The 21525-nt window shown below is 43.1% G+C and carries 17 protein-coding genes and 1 pseudogene; 8 read left to right on the forward strand and 10 right to left on the reverse strand.

Annotated features, from left to right (window positions below; all coding sequences use genetic code 11):
- Nucleotides 1-80: 80 nt before the first annotated feature.
- The 3 genes from MIC7126_RS0115940 to MIC7126_RS0115950 all read right to left on the reverse strand — a co-directional run bounded on the left by MIC7126_RS0115940 (nucleotide 81) and on the right by MIC7126_RS0115950 (nucleotide 1611).
- On the reverse strand, nucleotides 81-677 hold the full coding sequence (locus MIC7126_RS0115940) for a sulfite oxidase-like oxidoreductase (protein ID WP_017654160.1): 597 nt from the start codon (nucleotides 675-677) through the stop codon (nucleotides 81-83).
- A gap of 208 nt (nucleotides 678-885) precedes the next feature.
- On the reverse strand, nucleotides 886-1056 hold the full coding sequence (rpmF, locus tag MIC7126_RS0115945; RefSeq protein ID WP_017654161.1) for a 50S ribosomal protein L32: 171 nt from the start codon (nucleotides 1054-1056) through the stop codon (nucleotides 886-888).
- 75 nt (nucleotides 1057-1131) lie between these two features.
- Complete coding sequence (locus MIC7126_RS0115950; protein WP_017654162.1) at nucleotides 1132-1611, reverse strand: hypothetical protein; 480 nt, start codon at nucleotides 1609-1611, stop codon at nucleotides 1132-1134.
- Nucleotides 1612-1784: 173 nt separating this feature from the next.
- Between MIC7126_RS0115950 and MIC7126_RS0115955 the strand changes: the two genes are divergently transcribed.
- From MIC7126_RS0115955 to tilS, 4 genes are all read left to right on the forward strand, one after another.
- The gene (locus MIC7126_RS0115955; RefSeq protein WP_026100305.1) at nucleotides 1785-3680 is read left to right on the forward strand and encodes a caspase family protein; all 1896 of its coding nucleotides are present in this window, start codon (nucleotides 1785-1787) and stop codon (nucleotides 3678-3680) included.
- A 604-nt stretch (nucleotides 3681-4284) separates the two neighbouring features.
- A complete protein-coding gene (locus MIC7126_RS0115960) occupies nucleotides 4285-6048 on the forward strand; it encodes a DUF3352 domain-containing protein (protein ID WP_026100306.1) in 1764 nt (587 codons plus the stop codon).
- A gap of 419 nt (nucleotides 6049-6467) precedes the next feature.
- Entirely contained in the window at nucleotides 6468-7517 is a 1050-nt protein-coding gene (ccsB, locus tag MIC7126_RS0115965) for a c-type cytochrome biogenesis protein CcsB (RefSeq protein ID WP_017654165.1), read from the forward strand.
- Nucleotides 7518-8184: 667 nt separating this feature from the next.
- Nucleotides 8185-9207, forward strand: coding sequence for a tRNA lysidine(34) synthetase TilS (tilS, locus tag MIC7126_RS0115970; RefSeq protein WP_017654166.1), 1023 nt, complete (start codon nucleotides 8185-8187; stop codon nucleotides 9205-9207).
- Nucleotides 9208-9309: 102 nt separating this feature from the next.
- Here tilS and MIC7126_RS0115975 read toward each other — a convergent pair whose 3' ends face one another.
- From MIC7126_RS0115975 to hmpF, 7 genes and pseudogenes are all read right to left on the reverse strand, one after another.
- Nucleotides 9310-9537 (reverse strand): hypothetical protein, encoded by a 228-nt coding sequence (locus tag MIC7126_RS0115975; protein ID WP_026100307.1) that lies wholly within the window; start codon nucleotides 9535-9537, stop codon nucleotides 9310-9312.
- Between the two features lie 179 nt (nucleotides 9538-9716).
- Nucleotides 9717-9860 (reverse strand): SUMF1/EgtB/PvdO family nonheme iron enzyme, encoded by a 144-nt coding sequence (locus MIC7126_RS0115980; RefSeq protein WP_154655997.1) that lies wholly within the window; start codon nucleotides 9858-9860, stop codon nucleotides 9717-9719.
- A gap of 90 nt (nucleotides 9861-9950) precedes the next feature.
- Entirely contained in the window at nucleotides 9951-11030 is a 1080-nt protein-coding gene (locus tag MIC7126_RS0115985; protein ID WP_017654169.1) for an RNA-directed DNA polymerase, read from the reverse strand.
- Nucleotides 11002-11373, reverse strand: coding sequence for a diversity-generating retroelement protein Avd (avd, locus tag MIC7126_RS0115990; RefSeq protein ID WP_017654170.1), 372 nt, complete (start codon nucleotides 11371-11373; stop codon nucleotides 11002-11004). Before avd ends, MIC7126_RS0115985 begins: the two co-directional genes overlap by 29 nt.
- A gap of 101 nt (nucleotides 11374-11474) precedes the next feature.
- A pseudogene (locus tag MIC7126_RS27725) lies at nucleotides 11475-13498 on the reverse strand (caspase, EACC1-associated type).
- Entirely contained in the window at nucleotides 13491-13895 is a 405-nt protein-coding gene (locus MIC7126_RS0116000; RefSeq protein WP_017654171.1) for a hypothetical protein, read from the reverse strand. Before MIC7126_RS0116000 ends, MIC7126_RS27725 begins: the two are co-directional and overlap by 8 nt.
- A gap of 193 nt (nucleotides 13896-14088) precedes the next feature.
- The gene (gene hmpF / locus MIC7126_RS0116005; RefSeq protein WP_017654172.1) at nucleotides 14089-15840 is read right to left on the reverse strand and encodes a pilus motility taxis protein HmpF; all 1752 of its coding nucleotides are present in this window, start codon (nucleotides 15838-15840) and stop codon (nucleotides 14089-14091) included.
- A 357-nt stretch (nucleotides 15841-16197) separates the two neighbouring features.
- On the opposite strand from hmpF, the gene MIC7126_RS0116010 reads away from it, so the two are divergent.
- The 4 genes from MIC7126_RS0116010 (at nucleotide 16198) to MIC7126_RS0116025 (ending at nucleotide 21477) form a co-directional block, all read left to right on the forward strand.
- Nucleotides 16198-17385: a response regulator gene (locus MIC7126_RS0116010; RefSeq protein WP_017654173.1), complete on the forward strand. Its 1188-nt coding sequence runs from the start codon at nucleotides 16198-16200 to the stop codon at nucleotides 17383-17385.
- A gap of 292 nt (nucleotides 17386-17677) precedes the next feature.
- Nucleotides 17678-18043, forward strand: coding sequence for a response regulator transcription factor (locus MIC7126_RS0116015; RefSeq protein WP_017654174.1), 366 nt, complete (start codon nucleotides 17678-17680; stop codon nucleotides 18041-18043).
- Between the two features lie 13 nt (nucleotides 18044-18056).
- Complete coding sequence (locus MIC7126_RS0116020; protein ID WP_017654175.1) at nucleotides 18057-18587, forward strand: chemotaxis protein CheW; 531 nt, start codon at nucleotides 18057-18059, stop codon at nucleotides 18585-18587.
- A gap of 16 nt (nucleotides 18588-18603) precedes the next feature.
- Nucleotides 18604-21477 carry a methyl-accepting chemotaxis protein gene (locus MIC7126_RS0116025; protein ID WP_017654176.1) on the forward strand — a complete coding sequence of 958 codons (2874 nt, stop codon included), beginning with the start codon at nucleotides 18604-18606 and terminating at the stop codon, nucleotides 21475-21477.
- Nucleotides 21478-21525: the final 48 nt, after the last annotated feature.

A 21525-nucleotide genomic window follows, 5' to 3' on the forward strand; every position in this document is an offset into this window, starting at 1 on the left:
TTAATTTCATACTAGCCTGCGGCAAGCCGCCTTTCAGGCGTCTACATACTTCATACTTCATACTTCAGACTTGAGCCTTGTTAAATACTGCTGTAACGTTCCTCAGCCCAGGGTTCACCACGGGTATGATAACCGTTGCGCTCCCAAAATCCCAATTCTTCCCGTTCTAGAAACTCCAAACCGTTAATCCATTTGGCGCTTTTCCAAGCGTAGAGATGGGGAACAACTAACCGCATGGGGCCGCCATGTTCTGCAGTTAATGGTTCGCCGAAGGCTTGGAAAGCGAAGAAATTTTCTTCTCTGACAAAATCAGCGATCGCAATATTGGTAGTATATCCCCCATAGCAGTGTTCCATAATATGGGCTGCTTTCTGGTCTATTTCAATCAGATTTAAGAAATCTGTTACCTTGATCCCCGTCCATTTGACATCAAGTTTAGACCAGCGGGTGACACAGTGGAAATCTGCTGTAAATTCGTGTTGGGGTAACGCCATAAAATCTGACCAACTAAAGCTAGCAGGTTTTACTAAACCCCAAACCCGAAATTGCCATTCTTCTGTCGTAATTTGTGGTGTCGCACCATAAGTTAGAACAGGAAAACCTTTGGTTAAGTGTTGTCCTGGAGGAACGCGATCGCTTTCTTGTCCCTCTGGCTTACGAAAAAATTTTCCTATCATATTGCTAGAAAAATAAGATTTTTGATGATTGTCTGAAGTGTGTTTTTACCAACTCAAACAATCAGCGATTTTGTTAGTTGAATATGTTGTGTAGTCAGCGCTTTAAAGCGAAAGCGTTAACTACAAAAACAGCAAATTTTTTCGGTAGACTACTGGATAATTGAGTGAGTAAAGCCGCGAAAAAACGCTTGACGAATTGAATGATTAATTATGATTCTTCTTCTTCTTCAGCGACTGGATAAACATATGTGGAACGTCCAGTCAAAATCGACTTACCAAGAGAAAGAGCTTTTTGGGCTTCAACAGCAGCTTTGTGTCTCCAGGTAGCTCGGCGTTTATCTCTTTTGGATTTTGATGTTTTCTTCTTAGGAACAGCCATGACAGGGCCTATCGCAATTCTTGACAACCTTAATATTCTAGTCTATCCCTCGACACTGGGAATGTTATTTGTCGATTACTTTGGGGCGGTTGGCTGACCTGCGGTGGGGATTTGTTCAAAAAACAGCAGCGATCGCGCAGTTTTAAAATAGGTCGCCCAGCGTTGGGGATCGGGGCGAGTGCGCCATTGTGGACGAGTTACGTCTAAAGATAGAACTGGTGCGATCGCTCCGTAATTTTGTACGGAAATGATAATGGAAACATCTGTAACTAAAATATCTTGATCAAAACTGCGTTGGGCGGCTGCTCTAGCGGCTGCTTCCGCCCTCCGCAGTATGGTTTCGTAGTTTTCTTCAGGTAAGCGGTCGATAGCCAAGTCAACTCTCGCTGTGTGCGCTGACACCATAGAAGGGGCGATCGCTTCTGTCAAAAACCATACAGCGACTGGCGATGAGAGCAAAACTGCTAAAGAAACTGTCCGGATTTTTCTGGCAAGTTGGCTAATAAATGGAAAGGAAATGATCAATGATGGTTGATAGTCAACATCCCTGCTCATGACTTTGTGGCTCCTCAAATTGGGTGAGAGTATTTTCTGAAAAATTATGTAATAAAAGCTACAGTTATTTTGGGTTCGCTGAGAATCTCCTAGACTATAAGACACAGGTTAGCTTTGTTTTTTGGGCAAAGCCAACCGCAATTTTAAGCAAACAACAACCGACAAAGAGCGGGATGGTAAATTACTGGGCGATTATTATTGGTATTAATCAATATCATTTATTTCAACCTCTAGATTGTGCTCAAGCAGATGCTGAGGCGCTAAAGGATTTTTTAGTCACAGCAGGTTTTAAACCACAAAACTGCTTGTTGATGACAGACACTTCACCGCCAATGAGAAATCAAGCCACCTATCCCACCAAGGAAAATATTCTGCTGTTGTTAGAGGATTTGGCGGCTAAATCTTGGCACCCACAAGATTATGTATGGTTCTTTTTTAGCGGTTATGGAATTAACTACAAAGGTAATGATTATTTAATGCCGGTGGAGGGCGATCCTGACTTAGTACCCGAAACGGGAATAGAAATGCGATCGCTGATGCAAAGTCTGCAAATGGCTAACTTGCAGGTATTGCTCATGCTGGATATCAATCGCGCTTTTGGCACTCAAGCCGATGCACCTGTGGGACAAGAAACCATCGAACTAGCACAGGAACTCCAACTAGCCACCATTCTTTCTTGTCAACCAGAGCAATTTTCCCACGAAAGCACCGAGTTAGGACATGGATTTTTCACCGCCGCTCTGTTAGGGGCTTTGCATTCTGGTCAGGGCAATAGCTTGACAAATTTAGAAAGCTATGTAAGCTTGCTGACGCCGCAATTGTGTCAACACCATTGGCGACCGACACAGAATCCTGTGACTGTGATCCCCGCCAAACAACAAGCTACTTTGCCACAAACAAGCGATCGCACCTTAGCCAAAAGCGAAGTAGCTACTGTAATTTTTCCCGAAGAATCCTTCGCTGTCGCCCTCACAGCCCCCGCTCTGGAAAATAATGCTCTCACCACCACAACCGAGTCGTCAAAAACCAGCACTTGGTCAGGATCACCAGGAGCGCAGACTGCAGTTAATCCCAGAGGTGAGCATTTAAAAGTACCACAATCCACCGCCTGGGTAGAAAAAGCCAAATCCGAAGTGGGGTCTAAATCCCGTTCTCCCAAAACCGCTACAGGAAACAGGTATATTCCCCAGCGATCGCCGCAAACTCACAACAACACCCGATCATGGCAGCAGCTGTTATGGTGGGTTGGCGGCAGCATGTTAATCATAGGTTTAATCGCCGTCATTTTTCTCCGTAATCAAACCAGATTTAGAACTCAAGGAATATTAAAAACACCGCCGAATGCAGGTAGTAGTGAAACAAAAGTTATTAAGACTTCACCCAATACAGTCGCTACCAATTCCGCAGCGCCCACCCCATCCGCCAATCCATCTAGTCCCCCAGCCACCGTCAATAGCCAGTCAAAAAAACGCAGCCAAGCAGTTTTAGATTTAGCCAAAATGTCCCTGAGACAAACTCAGGCCAGCGATTTAAGTTTAGCGATCGCCACTGCTAAAAAAATTAAACTCGGTGAACCATTATACGAACAAGCCCAAGAAAATATCCAAATTTGGAGCCGGATGATTTTCAACTTAGCAGAGGGACGCGCCCAACAAAGACAGTACCAAAATGCTGTTGCTGCAGCACAATTAGTTACCAAAGAAGCAGAAGTTTATCCCCAAGCCCAAGCAGCAATTAACCAATGGCGATTAGAAGCCAAGCAATACCTCAGCAATCGCACCCTTTTAGACGCCGCCAACGCCTTAATTAAGCCCAGACAAGCTTCTACTTATAATCGAGCGATCGAAGTTGGTAAAAAAGTACCACCAGGTCAGCCAGGCTTCGACATGGCACAAAAAGCCATCAATAAATGGAGCGAAAAGATTTTAGACCTGGCCAAAACTCGCGCCGCTCAAGGAGATTTGAACGCAGCCATTGAAACCGCAGCCCTAATTCCCGAAACAACCACCGCCTACGAAGACGGCCAAGAAGCAATCCAAAAATGGCAAGCTAGGCGAATTAAAAATTAGAACATTGAAAATGGGGAGCAATTTCTGCCATTAGCGTCAGGTAGTCTCAACGCTAATGGCAAATTACATCAATTCCCTAAAAGGAAACAACAGATAAATTTGTAGGGGCGAACGGCCGTTCGCCCTTACAGGTTATTGATGTGTTGCCAAAATTTACAGAATTGGTACTAGGCAACGGATGGAAATCTGGAAGCCATAAAAGCGAGTATTACGAATTAAGAATTAATATTAATCTCCAGGAAATGTCAAGACTCACGCAACTGGCGTCTATATCTTCTGCTATTGTGGGCAAGAGGCCAGAGTCAAGCATCCTGTTTATATGCAAAACACAACTCAGTATGTGCAACATAGTGACCGAGCCAAAAACACGGCTTTTGAAAGAGTACCGAAGGTTGATTACCATTTAGGATCAGGAAATCAATATCTCAGACCTATTTGACAATGAATGTAGAGACGTTGCTTTTGCTTCGTTCCTACAGGGGGTTACATGTATTGCATGATTCATTTGTAGATATATCTATTGTTTTGAAGAACAAGTAAACCTTTTGGTTTACTTAACTAATTAAGCAAGTAATAAATTTGCAAGTATGAGGTGTAGGTTCCAATGGCACCGCCTATAGTGTCTGTTCCCGTGAAAAAAAACCAGAAACCATCCCTGATGCTGACGCTCTCAGCTACTGGGTTATTGATTGGTGGTGGTATAGGAGCATTTTGGTTGCTGACTCAAGGACAACCATTTGCGAGAGATTTGTTAGTGGGTGCAAATATTATTCCCCAAGATGCATTGTTGGCGGTTTCTCTGAGTACAGATCCTCAACAATGGCAGAAATTAAGGGAATTTGGCACAAAAGAAACCCAAGCAGAACTAGAGCAAAATTTATTACAATTGCGCGATCGCTTTCTCACTAACAATGGTTATGATTTTCAAAAAGACATTCAACCTTGGGTGGGTGAGCAAGTAACAATCGCTATCCTCTCACCAGCCGCAAATTCACCCAAGCCTATAGCCACTAACGTTGAGTCTAATAGCACTCAGCAGTCCATAGTCATGGTGATGCCAGTAAAAAACCCAGAAAAAGCTAAAACCATTCTGGCACAACCAAAAACAGGCAAACAAAGTCAATGGATTGACCGCACCTATCAAGGATTCACCATCAAACAAACTGATGGGCAAAGTGGCGAAAAACTCTCAACAACATTACTCGACGGGCGTTTCTTGGTGATTAGTGATCATCCCCAAGCCACAGAAAAAACCATCGACGCCTATAGAAACAAAGCCACCCTCGCCACCAGCCCAGGCTTTGCCGATAATTTTCCTAAAATCGCCAATTATCAACCATTTGCTCAGTTTTATGTCAATATTCCCACAGCGGCGAAAATAGCTGCAGCCGCACCCAATCGCCATTTACCCGCGCAAGTTTTAGCGCAACTGCAAAATAATCAAGGTTTAGCCGGAACACTCACCCTAGAATCAGAAGGAATCCGGTTAAAAGGAGTTTCTTGGCTCAATCCCAACAGTCAGCGCGTGCTAGCTGTGGAAAACAAAGCCGGGAAAATGCAAAACCGCGTACCAGCAGAAACCTTAATGATGTTATCTGGTGGTAACTTACAACGGTTATGGAGCGACTATGTTTTAACATCCCAGGGAAATCCCCTCTCACCCATCGCACCAGAACAACTGCGAGGCGGTGTAAAATCCTTAACTACTCTAGATTTAGATCGGGATTTACTGAGTTGGATGCAAGGCGAGTTTGCTGTCTCAGTCATTCCTAATACACCGAAATCAGGCTCCACCGAGAATTTTCGTGCTGGCTTGTTGTTTATGGTACAAACAAGCGATCGCCCATCAGCAGAGAAATCTCTCAAGCAGCTAGATGAAGTCATGAAAAACCAATATCAATTCCAAATTCAACAAACCACAGTTGCAGGAAAACCCGTTGTCAATTGGATCGGCCCCTTTGGGACTTTAACCGCTACCCACGGCTGGTTGGACGGTGATGTCGCTTTTTTAGTTGTTGGCGCTCCCATCACAGATAAAATAGTCCCAAAACCAAACTTCACCCTAGCTACTACACTCCCCTTTCAACAAACTGTCCCCGCTGAACCCAATCCCACCAATGGACAGTTTTTCCTGGATGTAGAACAAACAGCGACAAATTTTCCCTTACCAAACTTATTACCCAATCAGCAAACTTGGCTAGCAATTACACGGTCAATCGGGATCACAACTGCTGTCAGCGACAGCCGCAGTAACCGTTACGACATTTTTTTAACACTCAAAAAAGCCACAGCCAGTCAAGGAAATAATCTCAATCCTGTTGCAAGTCCTCTTCCTACAGGTACGCCATCTGTGACAAAATCACCATGAATTAGAGCGATCGGCAAGCACACAATAAAGGCTGAAGTATGAAGTGTGAAGTATGAAATTACCCATTGGTGTCAACTTAACGTAAAACCTATAGCCCACAAGGAACTGAAGTTCCGTGGCTTAAGCGAAAGTCATCGTCGGATGACTAGATATTCCACCAAATTTTGAGTCTACTTCAGTAGACTTGCGCTATGAGCCTGAGAATGAATTCTCAGGCGGGTGTGGAAGCCAACAGATAAGCCATTTCTCGCTTAAGTTGACACGTATGGAAATTACCTCACCCATAAAGAGAGGAAGCGTCTACATCCTTTCTTTGGTCAATACCAATTCCCATGCCCTATGAATTATGCGCCTTGAAGCAGATAGGATCAGAACAGTCAGAATCCATATTTTGCACAATCCATTGAGGAGAACACTTTATGAATCTGGTTGTACTCCAGAACTGGCTAGATATTACTTCCTTTGCCGTCTTGTTCTTGACGATGTTGGTGTATTGGGTGGGGGCGGCTTTTCCGAATCTGCCGACAATAGCCGCTTTGGGGACAGCCGGAATAGCGATCGCCAATTTGTGTATAGCTACTCTATTAGGCGCGCGCTGGATAGAAGCTGGCTATTTTCCGCTCAGTAATTTATATGAATCTCTGTTTTTTCTGGTTTGGGGAATCACTGCTGTCCACCTGATTGCAGAAAATAGCAGTCGGAGTCGGCTAGTGGGAGTATTCACCGCCCCCGTAGCCATGGGAATTACTGGTTTTGCTACCTTGACATTACCATCACAAATGCAAGTAGCAGAACCCCTAGTACCTGCTTTAAAGTCAAGTTGGTTGATGATGCACGTGAGCGTGATGATGTTGAGCTACGCCGCTTTGATGGTAGGCTCTTTGTTAGCGATCGCCTTTCTCATCGTCACTCGCGGTCAAAACATCCAACTCCAAGGTAGTTCTGTTGGTAATGGTGGCTACCGCAATAATGGCTATCAGTTAAGAAAAGCCGGTGAGTTAGTCACTGAATCAGCTGCACCCACCATCGAAACTAACGGCGCAGTCCGTTTTGAAAGCAATAACAACGGTAACAGTAACACCGCTGTTTTGGATGCAGCGGTATTAACAACCTCCGTTCAAAACTCAGAACCCCTTTCACCCCAACGCCTCAGCCTAGCCGAAACCCTCGACAATATTAGCTATCGCATTATTGGACTCGGATTTCCCTTACTCACAATTGGTATTATTGCCGGTGGCGTTTGGGCTAACGAAGCTTGGGGTTCCTATTGGAGTTGGGATCCCAAAGAAACCTGGGCGTTAATCACTTGGTTAGTTTTCGCCGCCTATCTCCACGCTAGAATTACTCGGGGTTGGCAAGGGCGCCGTCCAGCAATTTTAGCTACCAGCGGCCTCGTTATCGTTTGGATTTGCTACCTGGGCGTGAATCTTTTGGGCAAAGGTTTGCATTCTTACGGCTGGTTTTTCTAAAAATTGTCTCCCTCCGCCCTTTGATTTAAGGGCGGGTAAACTCCGTCCCTACAACCCACATTAAGTTCTGTGCGATCGCTAAGTAACCGGACATTTTTAAACAAACTTAACTGTGTTTTCCCTCTGCCCAATGCCCCATCAGTAATATTTATTTGTGTCCAATTTTTATCAGTATTATTATCATAGTGAACAATATTTTCTTAGTATATTATTTGTCCATAGTTACAGGGATGCACACCACTAATAAAGATTTTTAGATCTTCATCAGGAGTGTGGCAATGCTATTGAATTCAAAATCGAAAAAAAGTAATTCTTCTAAGAAGAAAACTAAAATTTTTAAAAATTTTAATCAAACGTTACTGTACTTAATATTTTTTCTAGTTCTACCGCTCTGCACTTTTTCGACCTTTTCTTTGCTATTCACCATATTTACCGAGAATGATGCTGCGTCTAACCCAACATCAATTCCTTGGATAGATAATCAATCAGATTGTCTACATACGCGCAGAACTTGGAAGGACAATAAATGTTGGGATGAAGAACATAGTCCTGATTTCTAAATTATATGGCCGTAGCCACATAGGTTAGGACGTAAACTAAAGATAAAACGCTTACACAAAGAGATTTTTAACCCTATTCCCTATTCCCTATTCTCTGTTCCCTGCTAATGGTATGGACTCCCCTACATGCAAAAATCCATCGCGCCATTCGTTCGCGCCACTTATTTGAGCGCAATCAACAGTTATTAGTGGCTGTTTCTGGGGGACAGGACTCGCTGTGTTTAATTAAATTACTGTTAGATTTACAGTCAAAATGGGGATGGAAATTAGGTATTGCTCACTGTGATCATCGTTGGCGAGTTGACTCCCAAGCCAACGCCCAGCATGTAGAAACAATAGCAAAAACTTGGGGTGTGTCTTTTTATTTAGAAATAGCCACACAACCGTTAAATAGTGAAGCAGCGGCGCGAGATTGGCGGTATCAAGCACTAAACGCAATCGCCCAGTCCCATGATTACCAATATATTGTCACAGGACACACCGCCAGCGATCGCGCAGAAACCCTAATTTACAACTTAATTCGCGGTACTGGCGCCGATGGTTTGCAAGCTCTGACTTGGAAGCGCCCACTAACAGCACAAATTCTGCTGGTGCGTCCACTTTTAGAAGTCACTCGTCAAGAAACAGCCCAATTTTGTCAAGAATTTCAATTGCCAATTTGGGAAGATTCCACCAATCAAGACTACAAATATGCTCGCAACCGCATTCGCCAAGAATTAATACCATATTTGCAAGAAAATTTCAACCCCAAAGTAGAATCAGCCATAGCCCAAACAGCCGAACTATTGCAAGCAGAAGTCGAGTATCTAGAGCAAGCAGCACGTGAGTTGCGAGCAGAAGCGATGGGAGACAGGGAAACAATATCCTCATCTTCCCCAAAAATTATCGTGCGACTAAATCGACGGGTATTGCAGAAAGCACCCTTAGCATTGCAACGCCGAGTCATGCGTCAAGTATTACAACAGATATTGCCTGATGCACCAAGTTTTGAGCACATCGAAAAATTAACAGCTTTAATTACAGCGCCGAACAGAGCGCAAACCGATCCTTTTCCTAGCGGTGCGATCGCCCAAGTACAAGGCGATTGGATTTGTCTTCAACAACCCGCAAACGCAGCCAAACCAGACTAATTCTAGAGCCAAAAGCACATCTGGCGATACTAATTTTCTGCAAAAGCGATCGCTAAAAACAGCCACATAAAACTTAACATTAATTTTTAGTTCAAGTTTAGGTTACTCAATAATTTCATCATATTGATTGGTGTCTTCTTCGGACAATTTTTCTATCTCCTGCAACACATCCACCAAAGTTTTTTTATCCAGCCATTGATGACGTTCTTTGGTGTAGTCTCCTTTACCAGAGCTAAAATATTGAATGAACCGAATAGTGTCAGTAATTCCCAAAGAATTGATTAAGGCATCGTAGCCCTGTTTGATAATTTCATTTTGAGTTTTCATCATTACTGATCTGAATCATACCCACATTTCACCAGACTAACAAAAATCTCAATGAATCAGACAACTGTTCGACTTTGCAGCCTACCAAGCTATCTGACTCGCTTTGATATTCGGAGATTGTCATCAATCTCACTGGATTAAACCTGGACTCTTGTTTGGTACTCCCAATAAATTCCCATTTACTAGTTCTGACACAAAAGAGTACTGCCCCGCAAAAACACAACCCGAAAACCGACGTTGTTGTTCCTGTTGTCGCGCGCGTTCCTGTTGCGATTCGCCGAACGGCAATTCCTGGGATTGTTGTTCCACGAACCACCGCGCAGCAGTCGGTGTCGTCTAACCCACCTTCCAAATTAACACGGTAAGTCAAACATTGAACCTCTTGCAAAAGTACCTTTTTTACTCTCTGTTCCCTGTTAAGAGTTAAGAGTTCCCGACTTCTGCAAGAAGTCTATTGAACTACTAAAGATTCGCTGGCGTAATTGCCATGTATCACCGTGCTTTAGATGAGCAACCCAACTTTGTAGTGATTGGGTTGCTTTTTGAGTATCAATTTTACCTTCATGATAGTCCAGAAGCATTTGTCGTAATCTTTTTATCGCCAAACGTAGATTATCACTGCGTACACGAATCTGGTTTGGTAAGATGCGAAAACCGACAAAATTAGCTCCATGCTTTGTTGTGAATAATTGGCTTTTTATCGGATGAATTTTAAGTCTTAAACTAGAGAGATATTCTTCTATTTTGACTCTAGCAGTTTCTAAAAATACTTTGTCATCTGAAAATAAAGCAAAATCATCAACATAGCGAATATATTTAGATGCTTTAATTTGTTCTTTAACAAAGTGGTCAAAATTATTTAGGTACACATTAGCAAAAAATTGGCTCGTGAGATTGCCAATTGGTAGACCACATCGTCTTTGCAAAGGCGTTAATAAATCATCCCCTGGAAAGTAATGAATAACTGGCTCTTGGAAATTGCTGTTATCAATAATCGTGTTAATTAACCAAAGAGTATCAGGACATTTAATTTTACGATATATGAGTGACTTTAAAATTTCATGGTCGATACTAGGAAAATACTTACGGATATCAGCTTGCAAAACATAACGACTGGAACGAGCAAATTGAGTAAAGCGACGTAAAGCACGGTGAGAGCCAAAACCTATACGATTAGCGTAGGAGTCACTAATAAATGTGCGTTCAAATATAGGAACAAGTATGTTACAGAGGGCATGATGCACAACTCTATCACGATAGGGAGCCGCCGAAATCATTCGCGGTTTGGGTTCATAAATTTGAAATGTGTTGTATGTTCCCGGACAGTATGTTTTTGACTGTAATTCTGCTTGTAATTGAAATAGCTCTTGCTCTAAATTGTAGTTGAACGCTAAAATATTCTCTCGAAAGCGCTTACCTTTTTGTGCTTTCTGGGCTGCTGATAATAAATTATCAAATGCTATAACTTCATGCCAAAGGTTCCCGGATCTTTTCATCTATATTTTTACTTTTTTGTTGTTTTATCCATCCGCCCAAATCCATCCCAATATCATTTAAAAGCCTTTGGGCATGTTCGTAACGTTCAGTTTTCATTAAGTTATAATCTAAAAGCAGGCGAGTTTGATAACGTAAGATATCTAACTTACTATTCAAGGATTCTAAATGAGTTAACTTCTGTTTAGCGTACCGTGCTATGATTAGAACATCTAGTAGGTCGTATAGTTCTGTAATGATGCGATTGCCTAATAAAAATTTATGATCTCTGGGAAGGCGGTTTAAAATTGGCACATACCACTTGATAAAATCGTAAGTTTTCTGTATGATAGGTAAATCACTCATCTGAAAAATCTAAAAAATAATTTGATCGCGCAGAGCGCGAAACATTAAGAAGGGTAAAGAAAAAAGTGCAGAGGTATAAAGGGTAAGAGTGTAAAGGGATACTAAGTCCTGCCCCGCAAAAACACAACCCGAAAACCGACGACGCTGTACCTGTAGACGCGCGCGAACCAGTCGCGATACGCCGAACGGCAATACCTGGGATGGAGTCCCACGAACCACCACGGAGCAGGTAATATTGATTATCATTACCACTTACCCATGCACTGCCGTTTGCCGGCGCACCATTATAATTTTCGTGCCACTCATCCTGACACCATTCCCATACATTACCACACATATCAAATAAACCAAAGGGGTTTGCAGGAAATTTTCCCACATCGGTTGTTTGTTCTCGATATTCACCCTTTGGCCCCCGACCATAATTACCTGGATACGTGGTTCCTTGATACTCCCAGTCTGTTCCTCGGTAATTAGCTAAATCCGTTGTAATGGTTTCGCCGAAATAAAACGGCGTAGTCGTTCCCGCACGACAAGCATATTCCCATTCGGCCTCACTCGGCAAACGATAGACTTTCCCGGTCTTTTTTGCTAGTCTGGCGCAAAATTCCACCGCATCATCCCAAGAAACATTTTCCACAGGGCGGTTAGCACCTTTAAAATAGGATGGGTCGGGTTCTAAATCAATATTTACCCGTTCAAAACCAGCGACGGCTTTCCATTGTGCTTGAGTGACGGGAAATTTCCCCATAAAAAAGGGTGGAACAGTGACGGTATGCTGGGGACTTTCATCATCACTTCGTCCTTCCTCATTCTCTGGCGAACCCATGCGGAATTGACCACCAGGAATGGATACCATCTCTAGAACTACACCATTACCCAAGTCTTCTGTAAAAAACTCGGCGCGTCCCTGACTGCGGTTGATTTCACAACTTTTCCCTATCCCAAAGAAACCCGATTTTACACCAGTAATAGTAGCCGTGTTAAATTCAAACTGATTGGCTGGTTTTGGTTGAATAGGTTCAGGTAATTGTTCCACAGATGCAGACGGTTTTTGTTGACCAATAATCCGTGCTTCTATCGGCGCGACATCTTCATCTCGCAAACTTAAGATATCTTGGAAGCGTTTTAAAGCATTGCGCTCTTTTTGACTAGGTGGATACTCTGTAAGTCGAAAAAAAGCTTGCTCATAACGTTGCAATTTTTCCTGGCGTTGGCGATGAGGAGCCAGTACGTCAAATTCGATTGCATTAAGGTCATCAGGAGATAAGTTCGAGAATTCCGGGGTTTCTCGCAACGCATCTAGATAATCACGGTTGGTGTCAGAAATCTCTCCTTCATCCTCAAGCGCAATTATCTCAACTTCCTTGCGATATATCAGCTTAGGATCATCCTTGGGTGACTTAGCGAGAAACATCGGATCACCCTTTTTCACGTAATATAACTCAGGCGTCATGGCGGGAGCTGCTTCTTGCACTTTGCTTTTTGCGTAATCATGCAACTCATCCACCGCAATCGAACCATCTTTATCTATATCGGCTGCACCTTTTTCTATGCCTTCTACCAGATAATGAGTGTAAATAGACAAGTTTAACCGATCAGATTCATAAGCTTTTTGTGTTGAGGTGCAAGCTGTGAGAATTGCTCTTCCCTCACCGCCTAATTGCTGTTGCAAGTCAATATTACCAATATCTTTGGCTGTAAAACCCCTGGCAAAAGCAGCACTATGGCAACAATCTAAAATTACTACCTGTCGCTTACATTTGCTGTTGTTCATCCAGCCGTGTACCTCTCTAGCGGCTATGGCTGAAGCTGTTATCAATTGTTCTTGACGTTTGCGGGTGTTGCGAGTGGAAAAGTAAAAGTCACCGTTTTCTACGGTGACACCATGACCAGAAAAATAAAACAACACCAAGTCATTGTGCCGACAAGTGCTGTACAATTCTTCAATAGCCTCGGATATCTCTTGCCGTGGGGTATTTTTCAAGACTTTAACATCATCAAAACCACCCATTTCCGGGTTGAGCAAAACTCGCTGCATCGCCTCAACATCATTCACAGCCTTGGGTAGCGCTGCTAGTCCTGGCTCATATTCGCTAATTCCAATGAGCAGCGCTATCTTAGCCATTTTTGCTGTCTTGTCTGTTTTTGGCGTTGTTCAAAAAAGTTTGGGTTTCCTGGGCGAGAAATGTCAAATCCTCTTTACTGCTAGCTTTCACCTTGAATTTCTCACCATAAGCTTCTACTTCGATTTCAAAGGTTTTATTAGACAAACGGCCGAAGAATTCAAACACAGGCTTGATGAAAGCTGGATTAACTAGTGCTTTTAGTGTTCCTAACTCAAAACCACCCAAAGCCTTAGAACCTACGGGTACATCTGTCACTGCAACTAAATCTGCGTCCTCTACCCCATCCACTTCTCGCAACTGGGGTAGCAAATTCTGCACTTGGGCTTGTAGTTCTTCTTCGTCTAAGTCCAGTTCAGTCAGGGCGATCGTTACCTGAACATTAGATTTGGTGACCATATAAGTAGCTTAAATATAATTTGGAGTCTCTCCAGATGATTGTATCGGATATTTTGGCTATTTTGGGTCAATATCTGGTAAAAACAAATTAGGACGTGCGACACGCCCACCCTATAGTAGAGAGACTAATGGACTATTTTAGATTAGTCGCGCCACCAAATTTATTTTTCTTTTCCTAAAGTAATAAATAAGGTCAAGAAGCTAATAATTCTGGTTGGGACATGAAACTGAGGAGAGTCTGACGTATTTGGGCGATCGCTTGTTGTTGCTCATCCCCAATTTCTTGCACCTGAGCCAAAGATTCAGCCATTTCCTCCAGCTTTGCTTGCAAATTATCCAAGTCATCTTGAATTGGTTGTAGCGTTTTTTGATAGAGATTAACTCGTCCCCAACACTCAGCGGTTGCGGTTTTCAGAGATAGCAAATTATTTTCTAACAATTTGATTTCTTGACGTTTGTCTGCCAAGTCTTGAGTTTGATTGTGAATCATACCCTCAGTTAACTCAATCCCCGCACGTATCTGTTCAATCTCGCGTTCCAGCTTTTGCAATTCTTGTAACTTTTGTTGGCGTTGGTTTTCAGTTTGTGAAAGAATCGGACTCAAATCAATTTGTGGTTCTTGTGCCTGTTCAACAGTATGTCCTTGACGGTGGAGTAATATGTTTTGATGTTGTTTGAGTAATTTCTGGCGCTGTAATAAATTGCGGCGTTGTCCCACCAAAGTTTGATTGAGCATTTGGTAAAGGTCTTGTTCATCCGCTAATTCAATTTCTAAATTGATCACATCGCGATCTGATGCTTGATTTATCTTATTTTGGATGTCTTCGATAGTTTCTTGTTTATATTTCAGTTCTTGTTCTTGATCATCGACAAAACTAGAATCAATATTAAACTTTTCTGCCAAATCCTGCACCACTTTTTCCAGTTCTGCCAGAGGCATATTTTCTAAAGCTTTTACATCGATTTTCTGGCTAACATCACCAGAACTTGCAGCTAAAGTTTGAATTTGCTGATATAAATCTTCCTCATTTTTTAATTGTGTTTTGAGAACTTGTAGATAGTCTTGCTTACTAGCGAGAATAGCGGCGCTAGCTTTTAACTCAGCTTCTTGGTGCGCCAGAGAAAGACGAGCTTGTTCCCATGCATTTTGGCGATCGCCCAAAGTTTCTTCAAAGCGATTAATCTCCTGTTGCTGTTGAGTAGCCACAGTTTTGTCTTGTTCTAAACATTGCCAATGTGGGGTCAAAGTAGCTTGTTGTTTTTCCACAGATGCAAACATTCTTTGCAGATATTCTCCCACTGTTTCCATAGGTGCAACACGATCAGACAAACGCTCAAGTAACTCACTCAGCGCTCGGCTTTGTTGTGGATCTAAAACATTTCCCTGTTGACAATCTGCTTGATGCTCCTCCAGACGCCGCTGTTCACCCCGCAAATGCTCCCAAGCCCCCTCCAATTCCTGACGATTGCGCTCAATTTCCTGTTGCAACTTTTCCATCTCTTGGCGAGATGATTCCATCTCCTGTTGTTGTGCTTCCAGGCGCCCAACATCATCTTCCATTTGTTGCAATTGTTCGAGTCGTGCTTCCATATCCATTTCGCGGCGATTCAACTCCTGCGCCTGAAACGTCAACGACTGCTTCCATTGATCAATCTCTTCTTCCTTGAGCTTAAATTTTTCCAACTGGCGAGAAAAATTCTGCAAGATGTTCACTAGTGGACGCCCCGCTTCCTGAATTCGCTGTACCTGACGATTGGGATTGATTTCCACCAGCACCAGAGCGCCATCATTCAACTTGCTTGCTTCCTCGGCGCTAATAACCTCTTCTTGCACAGTACTCCAATTCTGGTCAGTCCGCTGACAAGCCAGAAGCTTCAGTTCTGTTTTGGCTCCACTACCAAGCAAGCCGCCTTTCTGTTTTTGTACTTCTGCTAAATACAGCACACCATTAATCCTTATTGTGTACTTAATGCCCGTGTTTAGGGTTATACCTTAGTTAATTTCGTCAGCCTGCGTGTATTTAACCGCCAACAGCAAAAATCACACAAGCAAAACTATTTATAGACAAGGATGTTTACACCGGAATTTATATAATAGCCACCCAGTCGCGTCTTTATATTTTGTGCTCACGGTCATGATGATGACTACCGTGTGATCACTAACATTGTCAAAGCTGATTACAAAAATTTTAAGAACGAGTGACAAATGATCAACGACCAATGAGTTAACTGGGAAAATTCCAGGGAAGAATGAACACAGAAGATCAATAGACAGATCCAAAAAGGAGCAGTTTTTACCTCAATGCAGGGAAATTTAAATGAAATTGATATACGTAGTATCCTGCAACTGATCGAGTTGGGACAACGAACTGGACAACTATTGGTGAGAGCCGATAGCGTTGAGCACAGCAGCAAACTCAGTGGTGATGAGGGGACGCGACATCACCATTCTTACAACTGCAAGCAGCAGTCCTGGTTTGTCTTTTTCCTCAACGGTCAAATTGTCTATTGTCAAGAAGGTAATAGTAGTTTATCGGAAATTAACGACTACTTACATCATTACCGAGTCGAGATCCGCGAAGATATGCAGCTCGCCTCCCTAGGTTCACTGAATGCTGCAGAATATGGCTATTTGTGGGTGCTTTTAGAACGGAATTTGATTAATCCTCAGATAGCGCGTCACATCATCCACGGTTTGGTACATGAAACGCTGTTTGATTTACTGAGCTTACATGAAGGGAGCTTCATTTTTCATCAAAGTTCGGCTCTTAGCCCCCAACTGACCACTTTAGAGATTACTCCCCTGGTAGCAAAAATTGCCCAGCAACTGCAAGAGTGGAAGCAATTATATCCACACATTCAATCACCTGATCAATTACCGGTGGTGGCTGACACAATTCATCTCCACGCTTCACTACCAACCCCCACAATGAATAAACTCAAACATTGGGCGGATGGGAAAACTTCCCTGCGACAACTAGCGCGCTATCTTAACCGCGACATCTTGACAGTTGCTAAGGCAATATATCCGTATGTACAACAGGGTTGGCTGCAATTAATGTATGCAAATATATGTACTTACAGTAGTTACTTGTCAACCATGAGAGTAGAAGATAACTACAGGATGCGGATAGTATGTATTGACGATACGATGACTATCGGTGAGACTGTAGAGTCTATCTTAGAGCCTCAAGGATATGAAGCGATCGCCCTGACTAATCCCTTAGAAGCCTTAAGTCTCGTTTTTAAACTCAAACCAGACTTAATTCTCTGTGATATTACCATGCCAGAATTAGATGGTTATGAAGTTTGCGCTATGCTGCGACATGCAACAGCTTTCCGGCTTGTGCCAATTATTATGCTCACTGGCAAAGACCAATTTATTGATCGCGTCAGAGCTAGGATGGTTGGTGCCACAGATTATTTAACAAAACCGTTTAGCGATACTGAATTACTGATGCTGGTGGAGAAATACATCAAAAGGGCATAGGGGAACCACTGATGGTCTTGGGCCGAAAAAGACCAAGTAGAGCATAGGACATGGGGACTCCTGACAAATAACCAATAGCCCCTATCCCCTAATAACAAATAACCAATGACTAGTGACAAATGGCACGCGAAGCGGGTAAAAAATGTTATTACAGAATCAACTAACCGCACTACCAACGTAATTATCTAGTAAATTAGTGAAGGAATAAAATTAATTTATACAGTAAATACTTAGATTTAATTCAGGGAATGTTCCAAAAGGAACGTCTACATCAGGAGGTAGATAGGCATTTATGAGTACAGTTCTGATTGTGGAAGACAGTATCGCACAAAGGGAGATGATTACAGACCTCCTGAAAGCTAGCGGCTTAACAGTCACCCATGCTACCGATGGAGTTGAAGCTTTGGAAGCTATTCAAAGCGCGCCTCCTGATTTAGTAGTCTTGGATATTGTCATGCCCCGGATGAACGGCTATGAAGTTTGTCGTCGCCTAAAAGCCGATCCTAAAACTCAAAATGTCCCTGTAGTCATGTGTTCTTCCAAAGGCGAAGAATTTGATCGCTACTGGGGGATGAAGCAGGGTGCAGATGCTTATATAGCCAAACCGTTTCAACCAACCGAGTTGGTGGGAACAGTCAAACAATTACTGCGAGGATAAGGATGAATACCACATGGTTAACAAACCCAACTTTTTAAGTGGTAGCGGTCAAGACCACTTCCGTCCTGAATTACAAGTAGAAAGTCCTGAGGGTGAGTTACATTTGCGGTTTTACATTCCCTCCCATCAGGAATTTGCCCTACCCGCAACTGGTATTCGAGAGGTCATGGAACTGAGTCCTGACAGAATCACACCGATTCCTAATGCTTCTCCTTTACTTTTGGGTACTCTAAATTTGCGAGGTCGAGTAATTTGGGTGGCTGATTTGGGTCAGTTTCTGGGACAAGCAACCGCATTAAACACAGATAGAGCGGAAATTCCCGTAATTGCCATCGAAGAACAAGACACAATAGTGGGTCTAGCGGTAGAGGAAATTGGCGGTATGGACTGGCTGGATGTCCAGTATCTCGTGCTACCAACTCATGTTCCGGATACGATGGCACCCTTTTTACGTGGAGAGTGGTTATTAGATGCTCAAAACCATCAGTGTCTGAGACTGCTCGATCAAATGGCAATTTTGCGGAGTGCAAGGTGGGCAGGATGAAATTGGGAGCGAGGAAATGGCAACAAGTATAGATGATTACCTAGAAATTTATAAGCAGGCTTACACAGCCTACGCGCAACAAAAATATGAAGTTGCCGCTACTTTAATTGATCAAGTCGTGGAAAACTTACCAGATGACCCTAACTCTCATCTGTTGAGGGGTCACACCTATTATGTTTTGCAAAAATATGACGTTGCTAAGGCTGAATACGAAAAAGTTTTGTTATTAAGTAATGAGCCGGAAATTATCGATTTTGCTAATCGTGGTTTAGAAAATGTCAAACAGTATCAATTATCAGACAATCAGATTGTGGGAGATGATGCTGAAGCAGCGGCAGAGCTATCATTCATACCAGCAGAATTAACAGATTTAGAAGATAGTGACAGCTTTGATTTAAATTATTCCGATGCGGAAATCGAAGAGATTAATCAGATAGAAGCGTTATCTTTAAACAGTCCTTTTGATATCACAGAAAATAGTTTTTCTTCAGATGTAAAACCAGATGATTCTGCGGCTGGCAACGATAATCCTTTTAGTTTGCAGCAGCCAAATCAAGAACAAGAGACAAGTTCTAACATTTGGGAACAAAAAGGAGAACTAGAATTGCCTGCTTTTTGGCAGGAAGATATTTCATTAAGCCAGCTTGAACAGTCGGAAGCGAATGATTTTCTAAATGACAATAATAATTCACCATTCCCAGAAATTGATTTATCCAGCAGTAATAGTTGGGAAAATCCTACTGAATTTTTAGTGAATGATAATTTTTCTGAACCAATTGTTGGTAATGAGGAATTGGAGGAAGATAGTGTAGGCAGAAATATTTTATTGACGAAAAAAACGGAGTTGCAAGATGAGGTAGCAGTAACTAATAGCTCCAATTTTGTGAGTCAAGACGACTTTCCGCAAACTGCATCAGAAAATTGGGCACAACCGATAGAAATTGACGATAATTTTGCAGATGATACTGCCGCATTCAATGACGATTTTGTATCAGTACAAAAGCCGATTGTTGCCAGCGTAACTAAAGCCAGAAAGAACTTAGGAATTGATGATAATTTCGATTTTGAAGCTTTTGATTCTGCCTTTGGCTCTGAAGAATTTACCAATGATGGGGATTCAAGCAGCAATACATCAAGTATCAGTAAATCTCAGAGCAATATCGAATTTTTAGACGACTTTGATGAGTTTGATGATTTAGGCGGTATTCCCGGATTTGACGGGAATATTCCAGATTTTGAAGTGACAGAAGGGCGCTCAAGTTTTAGTGAGTCCATGAATTCTGGGGCGATAGAAACTGGTAGCCATTCCCGTGGGAAATTCACCGAGTCTTCCTCAGCTCGTGAAAATAGCGATCGCGAAGATGAATTATTCTCCATTACCGGTTCCCAGGAAGCTGTACCAGTTTTCACCCAAACTGATGTCTCGAAGCTGGAACCGAATGTCAGCGTTGAGCAAGGTTGGTTAGCTCCTCTAGAAAATGCCCCCCTGGAAAAGAAACAATGGTTAATCGCAGGTGGTGTGGGTATAGTTTCCGCGCTGGTGGTAGCAACAGTCAGCTTTGCAGCGACTACATTTTCCCCACCCCAACAACGGGAGTCAGTGCGGAATACAGGTTGGGCGATGTCTCTGGCTGCAGGAATAGCGGGTTTTGCTACCGCTGGCTGGATGGGTAGTCTCACCCTCAAACAGATTCGCCGCACCACCCAGGATCTCCAGGCGCAGTTTGATGCTGTGCGTCAAGGTAATTTGCATGTGCAAGCGACGGTCTATTCTGAAGATGAATTAGGGCTGCTAGCAACTGGCTTTAACGAAATGGCGCGGGTAATTTTCACCACTACCAACGAAGCCCAACGCAAAGCTGATGAACAAGAGGAAGCCAAAGAAAACTTGCAACGCCAAGTGATTCGATTGCTAGACGATGTGGAAGGTGCGGCGCGGGGAGATTTAACAGTCCAAGCTGAGGTGACAGCCGATGTGTTGGGAGCCGTGGCGGATGCTTTTAACCTGACAATTCAAAACCTGCGGGATATTGTGCAACAGGTAAAAGTGGCGGCGAAGGAGGTGACAAAAGGTGCCACAAATTCCGAAACCTTTGCTAGAGCTTTATCTAGCGACGCTTTGCGACAAGCCGAAGAGTTGGGCGTGACGCTCAATTCTGTCCAGGTGATGACCGACTCGATTCAGCGGGTAGCGGAAGCAGCCAGGGAAGCGGAAACTGTCGCCCGTGATGCGAGTGCGATCGCTCTCAAAGGTGGGGAAGCTGTGGAAAATACTGTCGCCGGGATTTTAGAAATTCGAGAAACAGTAGCAGAAACAACTAGAAAAGTCAAGCGATTAGCGGAATCTTCCCAAGAAATTTCTAAGATTGTGGCGTTGATTTCCCAAATTGCGTCCAGAACCAACTTGTTAGCGCTGAATGCGAGTATTGAAGCGGCGCGAGCGGGGGAAGCGGGACGGGGGTTTGCGATCGTGGCGGATGAAGTGCGCCAGCTAGCAGACAAATCAGCTAAATCTTTGAAAGAAATTGAACAAATTGTCATGCAAATCCAGAGTGAGACTGGCTCTGTGATGACCGCAATGGAAGAAGGGACACAGCAGGTAATCAAGGGGACAAAATTAGCAGAAGAAGCCAAGCGATCGCTAGAAAATATTATTCAAGTGGCGAACCGCATTGATATTCTGGTACGATCAATCACCTCTGATACTGTGGAACAAACGGAAACTTCCCGCGCCGTCGCCCACGTAATGCAATCTGTAGAATTGACGGCGCAAGAAACTTCCCAGGAAGCCCAGCGAGTTTCTGGCGCTCTGCAAAATTTAGTGGGTGTCTCCCGCGACTTGATTGCTTCCGTGGAACGTTTCCGCGTAGAAACCCTTGAATCTAGATAATTTGTCATTTGTTATTTGCTAATGACCAATGACCAATGATTAATGACC

Source organism: Fortiea contorta PCC 7126 (assembly GCF_000332295.1).
Taxonomy (GTDB): Bacteria; Cyanobacteriota; Cyanobacteriia; order Cyanobacteriales; family Nostocaceae; genus Fortiea; species Fortiea contorta.